This window comes from Nocardioides kribbensis (assembly GCF_015070375.1).
Classification (GTDB): domain Bacteria; phylum Actinomycetota; class Actinomycetes; order Propionibacteriales; family Nocardioidaceae; genus Nocardioides; species Nocardioides kribbensis.
Map to the genome: position 1 here is coordinate 391,426 of NZ_JADCLL010000005.1, position 16,766 is coordinate 408,191.

The following is a 16,766-nucleotide window of genomic DNA, read 5'->3' on the forward strand; positions in this document are numbered from 1 at the left end:
CCCGGGCGCCGACAGGCCCCGAATCCCGGTCGCCGCCCGGCCCCGGGGCGGGCGGTGGGTGCCGCTGCCTAGGCTCGGGTCATGAGCGACCTGCTGCTGGCCCGGCGCGAGCGCCACGCCCTGTGCGACCTCGCCCTCGAGCTCGGTCCCGAGGCGCCCACGCTGTGCGAGGGGTGGGCGGTGGCCGACCTCGTCGCCCACTGCCTGGTGCGCGAGACCTCCCCCGTCGCGGCGCTCGGCGCGGTGGTGCCGCCGCTGGCGGGCCTGGCCGACCGGGCCGTCGCGCGCGCCCGCCGGCGGCCGCTGCCGCAGCTGGTCGAGCGGCTGCGCGACCCCGGGCTGACGCCGTACCGCCTGCGGCCGGTGGAGCGGGTGGCGAACACGCTGGAGTTCCTCATCCACCACGAGGACGTCCGGCGCGCGCAGCCCGGCTGGCAGCCGCGCGCCCTGGCGCCCGCCGACGCCGCCGTGGTGTGGGGCTCCCTCGGCGGCCTCGGGCGGCTGCTCGTGCGCCCCGCCGGTGTGCCGGTGCAGGTCCGCGACGCCGACTCCGGGCGTCGTACGACGCTGCGCGCCGGCGCCGACCCCGTGGTGGTCACCGGCGCCCCGGTCGAGCTGGCCCTGCTGCTCTCGGGTCGCGACCAGGTCCGCGGCGTCACCGTCGACGGCCCGCCCGACCGGGTCGCGGCGTTCCGCGCCGCCGGGTTCGCCTGCTGAGGGCTGGCGGCGGGCGGCGGGTTTCACCAGCCGGCTGGTGAAACCCGCACCTGTCGGCCCACGCGTCGGGCGACAGGTGCGGGTCCGGGCCGACCGGTGTGACGGGTGGGGCTGGCGGGGCGGCGTGCACGCCCGGCCCGGTCCCTCGAGCCCGGTCCCAGCGCCGTGTCGCAGCGCCCGGTCCCAGCGCCCGGTCGCAGCGCCCGGTCCCAGCGCCGTGTCCCAGCACCAGGGCCCGGCAGCGGATGCCAGCACCAGGGCCCGGCGCCGGGTCTCAGCGCACCGGGTGACCGGTGGCGGCGAGCGCGTTCTTGACCTCGCCCACGCGCAGGGTGCCGAAGTGGAACACGGTGGCGGCGAGCACGGCGTCGGCGCCGGCGTCGACGGCGGGGGCGAAGTGCTCCAGGCGCCCGGCGCCGCCGGAGGCGATCACCGGGATCGCCACCTCGCGCCGCACGGCGGCGATGAGGTCGAGGTCGAAGCCGTCCTGGGTGCCGTCGGCGTCCATGGCGTTGAGCAGGATCTCGCCCGCGCCCAGCTCGGCGGCGCGCACGGCCCAGGCCAGCGCGTCGAGGCCCGAGGACTGCCGACCGCCGTGGGTGGTGACCTCGAAGCCCGAGTCGGTGCCGGCGGCACGACGGGCGTCGACCGACAGCACGAGCACCTGGTTGCCGAAGCGGTCGGCGATCTCGGCGACGAGCTCGGGGCGACGGATGGCGGCGGTGTTGACCGCGACCTTGTCGGCCCCGGCGCGCAGCAGCCGGTCGACGTCGGCGGTCGAGGAGACTCCCCCGCCGACGGTGAGGGGGATGAAGACCTCCTCGGCGCAGCGCGAGACCACCTCCATCGTGGTCGCGCGGCCCTCGTGGGAGGCGGAGATGTCGAGGAAGGTCAGCTCGTCGGCGCCCTCGGCGTCGTAGGTGCGGGCCAGCTCGACGGGGTCCCCGGCGTCGCGCAGCTCGGTGAAGTTGATGCCCTTGACCACCCGGCCGCCGTCGACGTCGAGGCACGGGATGACCCGCACCGCGAGGGTCACGACACGCCTCCCGGCCGGGTCAGGGCCAGGGCGTCGACGAGGGTGAAGCGGCCCTCGTAGAGCGCGGTGCCGATGATCGCGCCCTCGACGCCGCTGCCGACCAGGCCCATGAGGGCCTCGAGGTCGGCCAGCTCGGTGATGCCGCCGGAGGCGACGACCGGGCGGTCGGTGGCCGCGCAGACGTCCTGCAGCAGCTGCAGGTTGGGGCCCTGGAGCATGCCGTCCTTGTTGACGTCGGTGACGACGTAGCGCGCGCAGCCCTCGGCGTCGAGCCGGGTCAGCACGTCGTAGAGGTCGCCGCCGTCCTGGGTCCAGCCGCGCGCCGCCAGGGTGCGGCCGCGCACGTCGAGGCCGACCGCGACCCGGTCGCCGTGCTCGGCGATGGCCCGGGCGCACCACTCGGGCTGCTCGAGGGCGGCGGTGCCGATGTTGACGCGGCGGCAGCCGGCCGCCATCGCCGCGGCCAACGACTCGTCGTCGCGGATGCCGCCGCTCATCTCCACGTCGATGTCGAGGGTGCCGACGATGCGGGCCTGCAGCTCGCGGTTGTGCCCGCGCCCGAAGGCGGCGTCGAGGTCGACGAGGTGGATCCACTCCGCGCCGGCCTCCTGCCAGCGCAGCGCCGCTTCGACGGGGTCGCCGAAGCGCTTCTCGGAGCCGGCGACGCCCTGCACCAGCTGGACGGCCTGGCCGCCGGCGATGTCGACGGCGGGGAGGAGCTCGAGGTGGTCGGACATCAGGGTTCCTTCGGGTCGGCGCGCTCCCGGCGTACGTCGGGACCGTGGCGGCGGGCTGGGGTCGGCTGGTGCGGCTGGGGTGGGGCGGTCAGCCGCGCTGGAGGGTGGCGACCCAGTTGCGCAGCAGGGCCGCGCCGGCGTCGCCGGACTTCTCGGGGTGGAACTGCGTGGCGGTGAGCGGGCCGTTCTCGACGGCGGCGACGAAGCGGTCGCCGCCGTGCTCGGCCCAGGTGACGCGGGGCGCGGTGGTGCGGTCGTTGGTGACCAGGGTCCACTCGCGCACGCCGTAGGAGTGCACGAAGTAGAAGCGCTCGTCGGCGAGGCCGGCGAAGAGCGTGCTGCCCTCGGCGACCTCGACGGTGTTCCAGCCCATGTGGGGCACGACCGGGGCCTGGAGCCGCTCGACCACGCCGGGCCACTCGTCGCAGCCCTCGGTCTCGACCCCGTGCTCGACGCCGCGGGCGAAGAGCACCTGCATGCCCACGCAGATGCCCAGCACGGGGCGCCCGCCGGCGAGGCGGCGCCCGATCAGCCGGTCGCCCTTGATCTCGCGCAGGCCGGCCATGCAGGCGGCGTAGGCGCCGACGCCGGGCACGACGAGGCCGTCGGCGTGCAGCGCGGTCTCGAAGTCGGAGGTCAGGGTGACGCGGGCCCCGGCGCGCTCGACGGCGCGCACGGCCGAGCGCAGGTTGCCCGAGCCGTAGTCGAGGACGACCACGTCGGGTCCGTCCGCCCCCTCCGTGACCGGAGAGTCGCCCTCCCCCGCCGCGGCGCTCAGAGCGCGCCCTTGGTGGAGGGGATGCCGGTCTCACGCGGGTCGAGCGCGACGGCGTCGCGGAAGGCACGGGCGAAGGCCTTGAACTGGGTCTCCACCAGGTGGTGGGGCTCGCGCCCGGCCAGCACCCGCACGTGCAGCGCGAGGTGGCCGTGGAAGGCGAGGGTCTCGAAGACGTGCTGGGTCAGCGACCCGAGGTAGGAGACCCCGGAGCCGCCGAGCGCGACGTACTGCTGGCCCTCGGGCTCGCCGGTGTGCACGCAGTAGGGACGGCCCGACACGTCGACGACGGCCTGCACGAGCGCCTCGTCGAGCGGCACGGTGGCGTCGCCGAAGCGGCGGATGCCGCGCTTGTCGCCGAGCGCCTGGCGCAGGGCCTGGCCCAGGGCGATCGCGGTGTCCTCGACGGTGTGGTGGGCGTCGATGTGCACGTCGCCGGTCGTGCGCACGGTCAGGTCGACCAGGGCGTGACGGGCGAAAGCCGTGAGCATGTGGTCGTAGAAGCCGACGCCGGTGGAGATCTCGTGGCGTCCGGTGCCGTCGAGGTCGACCTCGACGAGCACCGAGGACTCACTGGTCTGGCGCTCGACGCGTGCGGTCCTGCTCATGTCGTCTCCTTGGGGGCCTGCGGGGTCGTCTGGCCGGTCACCTGGGTGAGGGCGGTGCGGAAGGCGGCCATCTCGTCGGGGGTGCCGATCGACACGCGCAGCCAGCCCTCGGGGCCGACCTCGCGCACGAGCACCCCGTGGTCGAGCAGTCCCTGCCAGACCGCGTGACGGTCGGGGAAGGTGCCGAAGAGGCAGAAGTTGGCGTCGCTGTCGGCGACCTGGTGACCCTGCGCACGCAGCCACGCGACGGTGCGGTCGCGCTCCTCGCGCAGCCGGTCGACCTGGCCGAGCAGCTCCTCGGTGTGGCGCAGCGCGGCCAGCGCCGTCGCCTGGGTCACCGAGGAGAGGTGGTAGGGCAGGCGCACCACCCGGATCGCGTCGCAGATGGCCGGGTCGGCGGCGAGGTAGCCCAGCCGCAGACCGGCCCCGGCGAAGGCCTTGCTCATGGTGCGGCTGACCACCAGGTTGCGGTGGTGCGGCAGCAGCTCGAGCGCGCTCGGCGTGCCGGTGCGGCGGAACTCGCCGTAGGCCTCGTCGACGACGAGCACGCCGTCCTCGCCCACGGCCTCGCACAGCAGCGCGACCGCCTCGGGCGGCAGCGCGGTGCCGGTGGGGTTGTTGGGGCTGGGCAGCAGCACGACGCTGGGGCGCTCGGCCTCGACGAGGGCGCGGGCGGCGTCGAGGTCGAGGGTGAAGTCCTCGGCGCGGCGACCCGCGACCCAGCGGGTCATCGTGTCGCGGGCGTACTCGGGGTACATCGAGTATGTCGGGGCGAAGCTCAGCCCCGTGCGCCCCGGGCCGCCGAAGGCCTGGAGCAGCTGCAGCATGACCTCGTTGGAACCGTTGGCGGCCCACACCTGCTCCGGCACGATCCCGTGGGGGGTGTCGCGGGCGAGGTAGTCGGCCAGGGCGGTGCGCAGCGCCACGAACTCGCGGTCGGGGTAGCGGTTGAGCGTCGTGGCCGCCGTGGCTACGGCGTCGGCGATGTCGGCCACGCACGCGGGCGAGGGGCCGTAGGGGTTCTCGTTGACGTTGAGCTGCACGGGCACGTCGAGCTGCGGGGCGCCGTAGGGCTCGAGGCCGCGCAGCTCCTCGCGCAGGGGCGGGAACACCGGCGCCTACCCGTCGGCGAGGGGGCGGTCGAAGCGCACCCGCACCGCCGCGCCGTGACCGGGCAGGTCCTCGGCCTCGGCGAGGTTGACGACGTGGTCGGCCACGGCGGCCAGTCCCTCACGGGTGTAGTCGACGACGTGCACCGCCTTGAGGAAGCTGCGCACCGAGAGCCCCGAGGAGTGGCACGAGCAGCCGCCCGTGGGCAGCACGTGGTTGGAGCCGGCGCAGTAGTCGCCCAGCGAGACCGGTGCGTGGGGGCCGACGAAGATGGCGCCCGCGTTGCGGACCCGGGCCGCCAGGGCGGCGGCGTCGCGGGTCTGGATCTCCAGGTGCTCCGCGCCGTAGGCGTCGACGACGGCGAGGCCCTGCTCGAGGTCGTCGACCAGCACGATGCCGGACTGCTCCCCGCCCAGCGAGGTGCGGATGCGCTCGGCGTGGCGGGTCACCGAGACCTGCTTGTCGAGCTCGGCCTCGACCTCGTCGGCCAGCTGCACCGACGTCGTGACCAGCACGCTGGAGGCCATCGGGTCGTGCTCGGACTGGCTCAGCAGGTCGGCCGCGACGTACGCCGGCTCCGCGGTGTCGTCGGCCAGCACCGCGATCTCGGTCGGGCCGGCCTCGGAGTCGATGCCGACGATGCCCTTGAGCAGGCGCTTGGCGGCCACGGTGTAGATCGCACCCGGTCCGGTGACCAGGTCGACGCGGCGGCACGGGCCCGCGCCGTGGGCGAACATCGCCACGGCCTGGGCGCCGCCGACGGAGTAGACCTCCTCCACGCCCAGCAGCGCGCAGGCGGCCAGGATCGTGGGGTGCGGCAGCCCGCCGAACTCCTTCTGCGGGCTCGAGGTCAGCGCGATGGACTCGACGCCGGCGACCTGCGCGGGCACGACGTTCATCACGACGCTGGAGACCAGCGGGGCGATGCCGCCGGGCACGTAGAGGCCAACCCGGGTGATCGGCACCATCCGCTTGCTGACCCGGGCGCCGGGACCGAGCTCGACCGAGGTGTCCTCCTCGAGCTCGGCGACGCAGGTCTCGCGCAGGCGGCGGATCGACTCCTCCAGGGCGACCCGGACGGCCGGGTCGAGCTCCTCGAGGGCCTGCGACAGCGCCGCCGGGGGCACGACGATGTCGTCGTTGCGGACGCCGTCGAAGGTCTCGGAGAACTCCAGGATCGCCTCGACGCCCCGGTCGCGCACCGCGTCGCAGATCGGGCGCACGACATGCATGGCGGCCTCGACGTCGAACTCGGCGCGCGGCACGGCGGCGCGGTAGTCGACGGGGGCAGCGCCGTCGGCGGCAGTCCCTCGCAGGTCGATCCGGCGAATCATGGGTTGATCCTACGAGCCCCGGTGCCGGCAACCCGAACCGGCGACCCCGCGTGGACCCTGCACGGACCCACCCGTCCGGGTCACGGCGTGCGGGCCGGGGGTCTAGGGTCGTCAGCGTGACCGACACGCTGCCGATGTTCCCGCTGAACTCGGTGCTCTTCCCCGGCGTCAGCGTGCCGCTGACCGTCTTCGAGGACCGCTACCGCGCCCTGGTCCACCACCTGCTGCGGGTCCCCGACCCGGCGGATCGGGTCTTCGCCTCGGTGGCCATCCGCGAGGGCTACGAGGTCGGTGACCACGGAGCCCAGTCGCTCTACCGGGTCGGCGTGCGCCTGCAGCTGACCGAGGTGGAGTCCCACCCCGACGGCACCTTCGACGTCGTCGCCGTCGGACTCGACCGCATCGGACTCGACCGCCTCGAGAGCGGCGAGACCTTCCCCGTGGGTCACGTCCACGCGCTGCCCGAGGGCACCGACCCCGTCGACGAGGGCGTGCTGGAGCGGGCGCGGGCCACCTTCTCGGCCTACCGCGCCGCGCTCTCGGACATCCGCACCGACCCCTACTCCGGCAGCCTGCCGCGCGACCCGTCCTACCTGTCGTGGACGCTCGCGGCCTGCGCTCCCCTGCCGATGCCGGAGCGGCAGGCGCTGCTCGAGGCCGAGGACGCCGCCAGCCGGCTGGTCATGGTCACCGACCTGCTGCGCTCGGAGCTGCGCGCGATGAACGTCATCCCGTCGCTGCCGGCCACCGAGGTCGCCCGCACCCGCTGGTCGCCCAACTAGCCGGCGTACGACGGAGCGCGGCGGTGGCGAGGAAGGGCGCGGGCGCGACCCCGGCGACGCAGGCGCTGACGCGCGCCGGCGTGGCCTTCACGCTGCACCCCTACGAGCACGACCCGCGCGCGGAGTCCTTCGGGCTCGAGGCGGCCGGCGCCCTCGGGGTCGACCCGGCCTGCGTGCTCAAGACCCTGCTCGCCGACGTCGACGGCCGACTGGTCGTCGCGGTGGTGCCGGTCTCGGGCCGCCTCGACCTCAAGGCCCTCGCGCGCGCCGTCGGCGGCAGTCGCGCCGCCATGGCCGACCCCGCGACGGCCGAGCGGTCCACCGGCTACGTCGTCGGGGGCATCTCCCCCCTGGGCCAGCGACGGCGCCTGCCCACCGTGGTCGACGTCTCCGCCCTCGCCCACCCCGTGGTCTACGTCTCGGGCGGGCGGCGCGGGCTCGACCTCGGTCTGGCCCCGGTCGACCTCGTCGCCCTGACCGACGCCGTCACCGCTGCCGTCGCCCGCGACTGAGCCGACCCCGTCGGCCCGCCGGGTCGACCGCCCGCCGGGGCCGGACCGCCCCGCTGCGGCACGACCCGGCCCGGGGGCGGGTCGCGCCACAGCGCTCAGTCGTCGGTCGAGACGCGGAGCACCAGGTGGGCGACGTCGTCGTCGACCCAGCTGCTGAGGCCGAGGGCGCGCAGCGGGTCGAGGTTGTCCTCGACCGCGGGGGCGTCGTCGCCGAGCAGCGGGAGCAAGGAGTCCCCGGCGATGCTGCTGACCTGGTCGAGGTCGACGAAGACGACCGATCCGGCCTCGTCGCTGTCGGGCACGACCCTCTGGTAGGTCTCGGAGTCGCCGAGGCCCTCACCCCCCGCGACCACGTCGGCGAGATAGTCCTCGTCGAGGCCGATCGCGGTGAGGCCGTCGCCGCCGGCGACGCCCACCGTGCCGACCTCGGAGCCCAGCGGCCCCTCGGCGAGCCGGTCGAGCACGCCCTGCACGTCGTCCTCCTCGCCGCGCACGGTGAGCGCCACGGGCAGGTCGGCGGGGTCGGCGGAGCCCGTCAGCTCCTCGACGTCGAAGCCGCTGCCGAGCGAGACGGCCGCGGCGTCTCCGACGACCGTCTCGACGTCGTCGGGCAGCGTCAGGCCGGTCTCGCCGGCGAGCTCCTCGAGGCCCTCGGCGTCGATGAGGCCCTCCGAGGCCGTCTCGAGCTGCTCGAGCACGGCGCCGAACCACCCCTCCTCGAAGCCCGCCCCGACCGCGGCCACGGTGTCGGCGGGCAGCTCCTCGACGACGTCGGCGCCGCGGTCGGTCACGAGCAGGTCGGACCCTCCGAACACCGCGGCCTCGCCCGCGGCCTCGATCTCCAGCGCGCCGTCGTCGAAGCGCAGCGTCAGGGCGGCGCCGGCGAAGTCCTCGAGCGCCTCGGCCGGGGTCGCGGCGCTCGGGAGGCCGGCGCTGGCGCCGACGACGCCGTCACCCGCCGCGCGGCCCGCACCGGAGAGCGCGCTGGGCAGCGCCGGCGCCGACGCGCTCATCTCCGGCACCGCGGGGGCGAGCAGGTCGGAGGAGTCCTCGAGGCCGGGCCCGAAGGCCCCGGCGAGGTACTCGCCCGCCTCCGGCGCGGCGTAGAGGGTGACGACCCCGTCGCCGCCGGTCTCGCCGGTCCAGCGCTGGAAGTCGGCGTCGTCGGCGAGGCTCCCGTCGGACTCGGTCTGGTCGACCACGGCCTGGGCGGTCTCCTCGGTCTCGGCGAGCACCATCCAGTCACCGCTCACGACGTAGGCCGGGCCGCCCCCGCCCTCGGCGGGGTCGCTGCCGGTGCAGGTGGCCAGGTCGTCGAGCGCCCGGCCGGCGGCGTCGGCGTCGGCGACCTCGATGGTGAAGACCGGCGACGGCTCCTCGCCGCCGGTGTCGACCGCGGCGAAGGCGGCGCGGTCGCCGAAGGCGTCGGCCGCCTCGGTGAGCTGGGCGCAGTCGGTCTGCTCGGCGAGGTAGTCGACCAGGGTCTGCTTGACGTCGATGTCGCCGACCGGGCCGTCGAGCCCGAACTCCTCGCGGATGGCCGGGAACTTCTCGAGGGTCTCCAGCGCCGCCACCTTCTGACCGCCGCTGGGGTCGAGGTTGACGCCGACGTAGCCGATCGTGCCGGCCGGCAGCGCCTCCGCGGCCTGCGCGCCGTCGGCGAACCACCAGGCCGCCCCGAAGGCTCCTGCGCCGACGACCGCGACGAGGGCGACGCCCCCTCCTACCAGCAGCCCCGTGCGGCGGGGCCGTCGCTCCCGCGGCAGCCGCCCTCCGCCACTGCTGTCGAGCATCTCGGGGGGCGGACCCGACGGCGGCGGGCCCTGCGGCGGCGGGCCCGACGGTGGCGGGCCCTGCGGTGGCGGGCCCTGCGGTGGCGGGCCCTGGGGCGGCGGTCCGGGCGGAAGGTTGCTCGTCACGACGGCTCCCGTGGGTGTCCTGGCGCCGGCCCCGTCGGCCGCGCTCGGGCGGGAACCTACCCCGGCGGGGCCGGTCCTAACCGGTCGCTCCCCCGCCCGCCGGGCGGTCCAGGGCGCCGCTCAGGCGCGGGGGTCGGCGGGGGCGCGTCGGGCGCCCCGCTTGGCCACCCCGACGAAGGCCACCAGCAGGCCCACGAGGGCGCCGGTGGTCCACACGAGGTACGGCACCGGTCGCGGCGCCTCGAGCGCGCTGAGCAGGGTGGTGCCGTCGTCGGCCGAGCGCGCCAGCACGTCGGGGTCGGGCGGGCCGAGCTGCTGGCCCAGCCAGGCCATCAGCGCGGCGGCCACGACAGCGCCCACGACGACCGCCGCCAGCGTCACGAGCTCGTGGCGGTCGAGGAGCAGCGCCGTGAGGAGCCCGACCGCGACCGCGGTCGGGAAGGCGACGACGGCGAGCAGGCCGGTGGCCGAGAACAGCCCGCGCAGCTGCGGGAGGTCGTAGAAGCCGTCACGGTCGACGACGACGAAGCGCCCCTGGAAGGCCAGGCCCCGCGAGGGCTCCCACACCAGGTGCCACAGCCAGGCCGCGCCGAGGCCGGCGAGGGCGAAGACCACGACCACCAGCAGTGCCTGGACCCCGGCCCGGCCCCACTCGCGGCGCCCGCGCAGTCGGGGCGCGTCGGCGGCGGCGCCGCCGTCGCGGACGCCGACGTCGGGGTTCAGACGCTCAGGCACCCGGGCCCCAGCAGCTGCTTGAGGTCGGCGAAGAGCGCCGGGGTGGCGGTGACCCGGAGCCGGTCGTCGAGCCGCATCACCTTGGTCGCCTCGCGCGTCATCAGCCGCAGCCGCACCTCGGTCATGCCGGGGTGGGTGGAGAGCACGTCGCGCAGCTGCTCGATGACCGGCGGGGTGCAGCGGGTCGAGGGCATGCTGATGACGACCGGGCCCGAGGGGCCGTCGGAGATGTCGGGCACCGAGACCTCCTGGCCGTGGATCTCGGGCTGGTCCTTGCTCTTCGACAGCCGGCCCTTGACCGTGAGGATGGCGTCCTCGATGAGCAGGGTGCTGGCCAGCTGGTAGGCGCTGGGGAAGAGCAGCACGTCGATCGCGCCGTCGAGGTCCTCGAGGGTGACCATCGCCCACGCGTCGCCGCGCTTGGTGATCTTGCGCTGCACCGTGGTCACCAGGCCGCTGATGGTGATGGGCGAGCCGTCGGAGCGCTCCTCGTCGAGCATGAGCTGACCGATGCTGCAGTCGCTGGAGTTGGTGAGCACGTGCTCGAGGCCCAGCAGCGGGTGGTCGGAGACGTAGAGCCCGAGCATGTCGCGCTCGTGGCCCAGCAGGGTCATCTTGTCCCACTCGTCGATCTCGGGCACCGTCACCGTGATCCCGAAGGACCCGCCCGCGTCGTCGTCGAGCCCGCCGAAGAGGGAGTCCTGACCGATCGCCTCGTTGCGCTTGATGTCGACGTACTGGTCGACCGCGGTCTCGTGGATCGTGACCAGCGCGCGCCGCCGGTGCTTCATCTCGTCGAAGGCGCCGGCCTTGACCAGCGACTCGATGACGCGCTTGTTGCACACCAGCGCCGGCACCTTGTCCATGAAGTCGTTGAAGTCGGCGTAGCGGCCCTTCTCCTCGCGCGCCGCCACGATGCCGTCGACGACGTTGGCGCCGACGTTGCGCACCGCCGTCAGGCCGAAGCGGATGTCGGTGCCGACGGGGGTGAAGTTGGAGGAGGACTCGTTGACGTCGGGCGGGAGCACCTGGATCTTCATCCGGCGGCACTCGTTGAGGTAGATGGCCGACTTGTCCTTGTCGTCCTTGGTCGAGGTCAGCAGCGCGGCCATGTACTCGGCCGGGTAGTTGGCCTTGAGGTAGGCCGTCCAGTACGACACCAGGCCGTAGGCCGCGGAGTGGGCCTTGTTGAAGGCGTAGTCGGAGAAGGGCAGCAGGATGTCCCACAGCGTCTTGACCGCGGCGGCGCTGTAGCCGCGCTCCTTCATGCCCTGGGAGAAGCCCTCGAACTGCTTGTCCAGCTCCGACTTCTTCTTCTTGCCCATCGCGCGACGCAGGATGTCGGCCTGGCCCAGGCTGTAGCCCGCGAGCTTCTGCGCGATGGCCATGACCTGCTCCTGGTAGACGATCAGGCCGTAGGTCTCGCCCAGGATGTCCTCGAGCGGCTCGGCCAGCTCGGGGTGGATCGCCTCCACCGGCTCGCGCCCGGTCTTGCGGCGGGCGTACTTGTTGTGGGAGTCGGCGCCCATCGGGCCGGGCCGGTAGAGCGCGCCGACGGCGGAGATGTCCTCGAAGGTGTCGGGTCGCATGGAGCGCAGCAGCGCCCGCATCGGACCGCCGTCGAGCTGGAAGACGCCGAGGGTGTCGCCGCGCTGGAGCAGGCCGTAGGTGGCCTCGTCGGTGAGCGGGAGGTCCTCGAGCACCACGGTCTCGCCGCGGTTGGCCTGGATGTTCTTGACCGCGTCGTCGAGCACGGTGAGGTTGCGCAGGCCCAGGAAGTCCATCTTGATCAGGCCGAGGCCCTCACAGGTGGGGTAGTCGAACTGGGTGATCATCGCGCCGTCGGCGGGGCGCTTGAGCAGCGGGATCACGTCGACCAGCGGCTCGCTGGACATGATCACGCCGGCGGCGTGCACGCCCCACTGCCGCTTGAGGCCCTCGATGCCGATGGCGGTGTCGACGACGCGCTGGACGTCCTTGTCGGCGTCGTAGAGCTGGCGGAACTCCCCGCCCTCGCCGTAGCGCTTGTGCTCGGGGTCGAAGATCTCCTGCAGCGGCACGTCCTTGCCCATGACCGCCGCCGGCATGGCCTTGGTGATCCGGTCGCCCATCGCGAAGGGGTAGCCCAGGATGCGCGAGGAGTCCTTGACGGCCTGCTTGGCCTTGATGGTGCCGTAGGTGACGATGTAGGAGACGCGGTCGTCGCCGTACTTGTCGGTGACGTAGCGGATGACCTCGCCGCGCCGACGCTCGTCGAAGTCGATGTCGAAGTCGGGCATCGAGACGCGGTCGGGGTTGAGGAAGCGCTCGAAGATCAGGCCGTGCTGGAGCGGGTCGAGGTCGGTGATGCGCATCGCGTAGGCGACCATCGAGCCCGCGCCCGAGCCGCGGCCGGGTCCGACGCGGATGCCGTTGTCCTTGGCCCAGTTGATGAAGTCGGCGACCACCAGGAAGTAGCCCGGGAAGCCCATCTGGGTGATGACGCCGATCTCGAAGTCGGCCTGCTTGCGCACCGCGTCGGGGATGCCCGAGGGGTAGCGCACGTGCAGCCCGCGCTCGACCTCCTTGACCAGCCAGGAGTCCTCGTTCTCCCCCGGCGGGCAGGGGAAGCGCGGCATGTAGGTGCCGTTGCCCTCGGTGAACTCCACGTCGCAACGCTCGGCGATGAGCAGCGTGTTGTCGCAGGCCTCGGGGAAGTCGCGCCACAGCTCGCGCATCTCGGCGGCCGACTTGAGGTAGTAGCCGTCGCCGTTGAAGGCGAAGCGCTGCCCCGGGCCGTCGCCCGCGGGGATGTCCATGGTGGACCCGGAGTTGATGCAGAGCAGGTGCTCCTGGGCCTTGGCGTCCTCGCGCATCACGTAGTGCGAGTCGTTGGTGGCCAGGAGCGGGATGCCCATGTCCTTGCCCAGCCGCAGCAGGCCGTCCTTGACCCGGGTCTCGATGTCGAGGCCGTGGTCCATCAGCTCGAGGAAGTAGTTGTCCTTGCCGAGGATGTCCTGGAAGTCGCCCGCGACCTGCTTGGCGGCCTCGTAGTTGCCGTGGCGCAGGTGGACCTGCACCTCGCCGGAGGGGCAGCCGGTCGTGCCGATGATGCCCTTGCCGTGCTGGGAGAGCAGCTCGCGGTCCATGCGGGGGTGCTTGAAGAACCCGTCGCGCCACGCGCCCGTGGAGAGCCGGAAGAGGTTGTGCATGCCCTCGGTGGACTCCGAGAGCAACGTCATGTGGGTGTAGGCCCCGCGGTTGGAGACGTCGTCGGGGCCGCCGCCGTAGAAGTTCACGCCGCGCTTCTCGAAGCGGGAGATGTTGGGCGTGAAGTAGGCCTCGATGCCGATGATCGGCTTGACCCCCGCGGCCTTGGCCTTGGAGTAGAACTCGTAGGCCCCGAAGACGTTGCCGTGGTCGGTCATCGCCACCGCCGGCATGCCGAGCTCCGCGGCCCGGTCGGCCAGCGCGCCGAGGCGGGCGGCGCCGTCGAGCATGGAGTACTCGGTGTGCACGTGCAGGTGGACGAAGGAGTCCTGGGAGCCTGTCGACATCGTGTGTGGAAGTCCTCGCCGGGTCGAGATCGGGCAGCGGTCAAGCAGGGTGCAGCGGTCTCGGACGGGCGCCGATCGACCTTCTGGGGGAAGGGGATCAGCCTACGTCAACCGCTCCGGGGATCGTGCCAGCCGCCGCCGACACCACCGGCGGCACCACCGGCGGCACCACCGGCGGCACCACCGGCGGCTCAGCCCTCGCGGGCGGCGTCGAGGCTCTCGGTGATCACCACGTCGACGATGCGGTGCAGGCGCTCGGCCCCGAGGGCCGGTGCCCGCTGCGCCATCGCGACGGCGATGGCGCGCTCGCGGTCGGGGTCGCGACGGGTGTGGCCCTTGTGCGGCTGCACGGCGGCGGTGAGGGCCGCACGGCGCGCCAGCAGGTCGCCGAGCTGGTCGTCGACCTCGTCGATGAGCCCGCGCAGGAAGACGAGGGGCTCGCGACCGGGCCAGGCCACCCTCAGGTCGGGGGCGCGCTCCTCGTTGGCCGAGCCGTCGGTGCGCTCGAGCTCCACCAGCCCGTGGCGGGCGTAGAACGCCCGCGCCGCGGTGTTGGTCTCGAAGACCCACAGGCAGAAGCCGTCGGGCCGCTGCGCCTTCACGGTCTCCAGCAGCAGCGAGCCGAGCCCGCGACCCGCGGCACCGGGCAGCACGTAGAGGTCGTCGAGCCAGTCACCGGCCAGGGCGGCGTAGGCCACGACGCGCCCGCCCTCCTGCGCCACCCACAGCTCGCGCGCGGAGAGGTCCCAGGTGGCGAACCAGCTGCGCACCTCGGTGTCGGGGTGCGCGCCCGGGGGCATCGCGGGGTGCGCCGCGCGGCGGCTGCGCAGGTGCACGTCGGCCACCTCGGCCAGGTCGGCGACCGTGCCCGGACGCACCAGGACGTCGGGCTGCGCGGGGGGTCCGTCAGGACCCGTCACGGACGACCTCGAGGGCGTGGGCGAGGTCGGCGGGGTACTCCGTCTCGTACTCGACGTGCTCACCGGTGTCGGGGTGCTCGAAGCCGAGCCTGACGGCGTGGAGCCACTGCCGCTCCAGGCCCACGCGCTTGGCCAGCACGGGGTCGGCGCCGTAGGTCAGGTCGCCGACGCACGGGTGCTTGAGCGCGGACATGTGCACCCGGATCTGGTGGGTGCGGCCGGTCTCGAGGTGCACCTCGAGCAGGCTGGCGAAGCGGTGCGCCTCGAGCGTCTCGTAGTGGGTGACGCTGGCCCGCCCGTCGGCCATCACGGCGAACTTCCAGTCCGAGCGGGGGTGACGACCGATCGGGGCGTCGACCGTGCCCTCCAGCGGGTCGGGGTGGCCCTGGACGAGCGCGTGGTAGGTCTTGTCGACGGTGCGGTGGCGGAAGGCGTTCTTGAGCACCGAGTAGGCGTGCTCGGACTTGCAGATGACCATGACGCCGGACGTGCCGACGTCGAGGCGCTGCACGATGCCCTGGCGCTCGGACGCACCGCTGGTGGCGATGCGGAAGCCCGCGCCCGCGAGGTGGCCGACGACCGTGGGGCCGGTCCAGCCGGGCGAGGGGTGGACCGCGACGCCGACCGGCTTGTCGATCACCACGATGGACTCGTCGTCGTGGACGATCTTGATCCCCTCGACGATCTCGGGGGTCACCGTCAGCGGGTCGGTCAGGGTCGGGATCTCCACGTCGAGCAGCGAGCCGGGCAGCACCCGGTCGCTCTTGCCGACGCCGGCGCCGTCGACCTGCACCAGGCCCTGCGCGATCAGGTCGGCCGCGCGGGTGCGCGAGAGCCCGAACATGCGGGCCAGGGCGGCGTCGACCCGCTCCCCCGCGAGGCTCTCGGGCACGCTGAGGCTGCGGTGCTCGGAGGTCTGGCTCATCGCTGGTCCCCCGCGGTCGGGCCGCTCGCCGTGGCTGCGTCGTCAGGCTCGGCGTCAGGCCGGTCGCCGGTCCGGTCGCCGGACTGGTCGTCGGGCTCGTGGTCGCGGTCGCGGGTGCCGTCGAGGCGGACACCGCGGAAGGCCTGCACGAGGATGAGGCCGGCGGCGACGTTGATGCAGACGTCGGCCACGTTGAAGACCGGCCAGTTGGGGAGCATCAGGAAGTCGATGACGTGGCCCCGCATCGGCCCGGGGTCGCGGAAGAGCCGGTCGGTGAGGTTGCCGGTCACACCCGCGAGCAGCAGGCCCAGCGCCACGGCCCACAGCCGGGAGCGCACCCGCAGGCTGAGCACGAGCACCACCACGGTGGCGGCGATCGCGATGCAGCTCAGCGCCACCGTGAACTGGGTGCCGGTGCTGAAGGCGGCGCCCGGGTTCTTGACCAGCGTCAGCGTGAGCAGGTCCCCGACGACGGGCACGTCGGGCTGGCCCTCGAGACGGTCGAGAGCGAGCACCTTGGTGACCAGGTCCACGGCGTACGCGGTGGCGGCGATCGTCGCGAACAGCGCCCACACCCGCGCCCGGGAGCGCCCGGCGGGGGCTGCGGTGGTCTCGGGGTCTATCGCCGTTCCTCGCGCTGCTTGCATGTCATGCACAGTGTGGCACGCGGAAATGCCATCAGCCGATTCTTGCCGATCGGCTCTCCGCAGGACTCGCAGACGCCGTAGGTGCCGTCGTCGATGCGCGCCAGGGCCCGCTCGATCTGGGCCAGCTTGTCGCGCTCGTTGTTGAGCACGGTGAGCTCGTGGTCGCGCTCGAAGCTGCTCGCCCCGACGTCGGCCTGGTCCTGCCCGGCCCCGTCGCCGGAGTCGCGCATGAGCCCCGAGAGCTCCTGCTCCTGGTCGGCGATCACCTGGGCGATGTGGTCGTGCTGCTCGTGCAGCTCGCCGACGACCTCGTCGAGCTCGGCGGCGGTCCAGTCGGACTCGCCCTCCTTGACGACGAGGTCCTGGGCCTGGGCCGCGGTGGCGGCCTTCTTGGTGGGTGCTGCCTTGGTCACGGGCACAGCCTTCGAGCGGGGGCGCCGCAGCGCCGGGGGTGGACGGAGCAGGGAGGTCCG

16 protein-coding genes are annotated in these 16,766 nt (G+C 73.7%); 3 read left to right on the plus strand and 13 right to left on the minus strand.

The window, feature by feature from the left end:
* The first annotated feature begins 81 nt into the window (after nucleotides 1-81).
* Complete coding sequence (locus IR170_RS13035; protein WP_193664634.1) at nucleotides 82-717, plus strand: TIGR03085 family metal-binding protein; 636 nt, start codon at nucleotides 82-84, stop codon at nucleotides 715-717.
* A gap of 274 nt (nucleotides 718-991) precedes the next feature.
* Here IR170_RS13035 and hisF read toward each other — a convergent pair whose 3' ends face one another.
* From hisF to hisD, 6 genes are all read right to left on the minus strand, one after another.
* Complete coding sequence (gene hisF / locus IR170_RS13040; RefSeq protein WP_056862523.1) at nucleotides 992-1,753, minus strand: imidazole glycerol phosphate synthase subunit HisF; 762 nt, start codon at nucleotides 1,751-1,753, stop codon at nucleotides 992-994.
* Nucleotides 1,750-2,490, minus strand: a complete 741-nt coding sequence (gene priA, locus IR170_RS13045) for a bifunctional 1-(5-phosphoribosyl)-5-((5-phosphoribosylamino)methylideneamino)imidazole-4-carboxamide isomerase/phosphoribosylanthranilate isomerase PriA (protein ID WP_056862522.1) — start codon at nucleotides 2,488-2,490, stop codon at nucleotides 1,750-1,752. The genes hisF and priA overlap by 4 nt, the downstream gene beginning before the upstream one ends.
* Before the next feature lie 88 nt (nucleotides 2,491-2,578).
* Entirely contained in the window at nucleotides 2,579-3,208 is a 630-nt protein-coding gene (gene hisH / locus IR170_RS13050; protein WP_193664636.1) for an imidazole glycerol phosphate synthase subunit HisH, read from the minus strand.
* Between the two features lie 56 nt (nucleotides 3,209-3,264).
* Entirely contained in the window at nucleotides 3,265-3,873 is a 609-nt protein-coding gene (gene hisB / locus IR170_RS13055) for an imidazoleglycerol-phosphate dehydratase HisB (protein ID WP_193664638.1), read from the minus strand.
* A complete protein-coding gene (locus tag IR170_RS13060) occupies nucleotides 3,870-4,985 on the minus strand; it encodes a histidinol-phosphate transaminase (RefSeq protein ID WP_193664640.1) in 1,116 nt (371 codons plus the stop codon). Before IR170_RS13060 ends, hisB begins: the two co-directional genes overlap by 4 nt.
* A 6-nt stretch (nucleotides 4,986-4,991) precedes the next feature.
* Nucleotides 4,992-6,317, minus strand: coding sequence for a histidinol dehydrogenase (gene hisD / locus IR170_RS13065; protein ID WP_056904511.1), 1,326 nt, complete (start codon nucleotides 6,315-6,317; stop codon nucleotides 4,992-4,994).
* A gap of 116 nt (nucleotides 6,318-6,433) precedes the next feature.
* Between hisD and IR170_RS13070 the strand changes: the two genes are divergently transcribed.
* Nucleotides 6,434-7,099 (plus strand): LON peptidase substrate-binding domain-containing protein, encoded by a 666-nt coding sequence (locus IR170_RS13070; protein WP_193664642.1) that lies wholly within the window; start codon nucleotides 6,434-6,436, stop codon nucleotides 7,097-7,099.
* A 23-nt stretch (nucleotides 7,100-7,122) separates the two neighbouring features.
* Complete coding sequence (gene ybaK, locus IR170_RS13075; protein ID WP_193664645.1) at nucleotides 7,123-7,611, plus strand: Cys-tRNA(Pro) deacylase; 489 nt, start codon at nucleotides 7,123-7,125, stop codon at nucleotides 7,609-7,611.
* Between the two features lie 95 nt (nucleotides 7,612-7,706).
* Here the strand turns inward: ybaK and IR170_RS13080 are convergent, their stop codons facing one another.
* The 7 genes from IR170_RS13080 to IR170_RS13110 form a co-directional block, all read right to left on the minus strand.
* Nucleotides 7,707-9,404: a hypothetical protein gene (locus IR170_RS13080; RefSeq protein WP_193664647.1), complete on the minus strand. Its 1,698-nt coding sequence runs from the start codon at nucleotides 9,402-9,404 to the stop codon at nucleotides 7,707-7,709.
* 246 nt (nucleotides 9,405-9,650) lie between these two features.
* Entirely contained in the window at nucleotides 9,651-10,265 is a 615-nt protein-coding gene (locus tag IR170_RS13085; RefSeq protein WP_193664649.1) for a hypothetical protein, read from the minus strand.
* Nucleotides 10,250-13,801, minus strand: coding sequence for a DNA polymerase III subunit alpha (gene dnaE, locus IR170_RS13090; protein WP_056904514.1), 3,552 nt, complete (start codon nucleotides 13,799-13,801; stop codon nucleotides 10,250-10,252). The genes IR170_RS13085 and dnaE overlap by 16 nt, the downstream gene beginning before the upstream one ends.
* Nucleotides 13,802-13,992: 191 nt before the next feature.
* Nucleotides 13,993-14,721, minus strand: coding sequence for a GNAT family N-acetyltransferase (locus tag IR170_RS13095; protein WP_193664650.1), 729 nt, complete (start codon nucleotides 14,719-14,721; stop codon nucleotides 13,993-13,995).
* Nucleotides 14,708-15,646, minus strand: coding sequence for an RluA family pseudouridine synthase (locus tag IR170_RS13100; RefSeq protein ID WP_056862513.1), 939 nt, complete (start codon nucleotides 15,644-15,646; stop codon nucleotides 14,708-14,710). The genes IR170_RS13095 and IR170_RS13100 overlap by 14 nt, the downstream gene beginning before the upstream one ends.
* Nucleotides 15,643-16,293: a signal peptidase II gene (gene lspA / locus IR170_RS13105; protein WP_193664652.1), complete on the minus strand. Its 651-nt coding sequence runs from the start codon at nucleotides 16,291-16,293 to the stop codon at nucleotides 15,643-15,645. The genes IR170_RS13100 and lspA overlap by 4 nt, the downstream gene beginning before the upstream one ends.
* Complete coding sequence (locus IR170_RS13110) at nucleotides 16,266-16,706, minus strand: TraR/DksA family transcriptional regulator (RefSeq protein ID WP_193664654.1); 441 nt, start codon at nucleotides 16,704-16,706, stop codon at nucleotides 16,266-16,268. Before IR170_RS13110 ends, lspA begins: the two co-directional genes overlap by 28 nt.
* Between the last annotated feature and the right edge of the window lie 60 nt (nucleotides 16,707-16,766).

Bases quoted from the DNA above. Each gene is read 5' to 3' on its own strand.
- IR170_RS13035 (WP_193664634.1), top strand. From the start codon at position 82: ATGAGCGACCTGCTGCTGGCCCGGCGCGAGCGCCACGCCCTGTGCGAC.
- priA (WP_056862522.1), bottom strand. From the start codon at position 2,490: ATGTCCGACCACCTCGAGCTCCTCCCCGCCGTCGACATCGCCGGCGGC.
- hisB (WP_193664638.1), bottom strand. From the start codon at position 3,873: ATGAGCAGGACCGCACGCGTCGAGCGCCAGACCAGTGAGTCCTCGGTG.
- hisD (WP_056904511.1), bottom strand. From the start codon at position 6,317: ATGATTCGCCGGATCGACCTGCGAGGGACTGCCGCCGACGGCGCTGCC.
- IR170_RS13080 (WP_193664647.1), bottom strand. From the start codon at position 9,404: ATGCTCGACAGCAGTGGCGGAGGGCGGCTGCCGCGGGAGCGACGGCCC.
- dnaE (WP_056904514.1), bottom strand. From the start codon at position 13,801: ATGTCGACAGGCTCCCAGGACTCCTTCGTCCACCTGCACGTGCACACC.
- IR170_RS13100 (WP_056862513.1), bottom strand. From the start codon at position 15,646: ATGAGCCAGACCTCCGAGCACCGCAGCCTCAGCGTGCCCGAGAGCCTC.
- lspA (WP_193664652.1), bottom strand. From the start codon at position 16,293: ATGCAAGCAGCGCGAGGAACGGCGATAGACCCCGAGACCACCGCAGCC.